Genomic DNA, 1,035 nt, shown 5'->3' with positions numbered 1-1,035 from the left:
AAGTGGGTTAAGTGGTGATTAAATGTCGCTTCTGAGGAAATACTGTCACAAGCTGAAAGTCAGCTAAAAATTGTCTTACTTGTTCGTATGTTCCTTAAGCTAAAAGTGGGGCGCGCTATATTAGATTGAAAGCTTTCAGCAAAATGAAGAATATTACGTCCATTTTTTGCCCCCGCCAAATATCCCACTAGATGGCCATGTAACGTCAACTTAAGAACACTAATTTCCGTTGTCATCTTCGTCTCCATCTTTGTCTTCTAGTAATCCTTTCCATGGATCATCCGATAGTTGTTTTTGTTCATCAGAATGATCAGGCTGTTTGTGCGGTAAAGATGTGTTGTTACCATCACTTTCAAGAACAGCTAAAACAGCATTCAGCTTTTCTTTTGGAATCAGCATGACATCGCTATTGAGACCTTTGGCAATCAGTTCAAGAGTATCAAGTCTTGGGTTGCCTTTTGCTTCCAGCCGTTGGTACTGCTGCCTAGAAATGCCAATACGCATTGGCATTTCATTCTGCTTGAGTTTCAGTGCTAAACGACGATTTTTGATTTGCTGTAGTAGATTCATCATAAGGAAACTAATAAGTTGCTTTTTAATTTATAGAAACATATTAGTTGCTATTTCGATGTAAGGCAACTTAAGTGTTTCTTTTTTCGATATCTGAAAGTGCGGAAATATAAGGAAGTATTTTTTTAGTCCATGGATAAATGGAATGATGAAACCAATGGTGACGATATACTTGAAGTTTATGAAAACCTCGATTTAGATAGGTTTTTATGTCAATTGTTGTCTTGTAAAGTCTGGGAAGTCCAAATGATTATCAAAATTTAAGTTTGAGTTGCTTTAAGCTTTTTACTAACATATAGTTTGTTGATTAGTTGCAGAGAGTTTTATAAATGCCATCATTTGTTTTAAATAACATCAGCATATCAGCGAGAAAACACGGTTTCGTGTGCTTTTTGCTGTTTGTACTATCGTTATTTTCGATGGCAATGGCAACGAACAGTATGATGTTATCGAGCTCGAATATGA

At 36.1% G+C, this 1,035-nt stretch carries 1 protein-coding gene; it reads right to left on the bottom strand.

Annotation, left to right across the window (positions count from 1 at the left end; all coding sequences use genetic code 11):
* Positions 1–219 precede the first annotated feature (219 nt).
* On the bottom strand, positions 220–573 hold the full coding sequence (locus tag BUA59_RS23400; RefSeq protein WP_024024481.1) for a helix-turn-helix transcriptional regulator: 354 nt from the start codon (positions 571–573) through the stop codon (positions 220–222).
* Positions 574–1,035: the final 462 nt, after the last annotated feature.

Source organism: Marinomonas polaris DSM 16579 (genome assembly GCF_900129155.1).
Taxonomy (GTDB): Bacteria; Pseudomonadota; Gammaproteobacteria; order Pseudomonadales; family Marinomonadaceae; genus Marinomonas; species Marinomonas polaris.
Note: the sequence above shows the minus strand (reverse complement) of the source record. Positions and strands in the feature narration are given on the sequence as shown.

Excerpts from the sequence above, each read along its gene's own strand:
- BUA59_RS23400 (WP_024024481.1), bottom strand. The coding sequence starts at position 573 with ATGATGAATCTACTACAGCAAATCAAAAATCGTCGTTTAGCACTGAAA.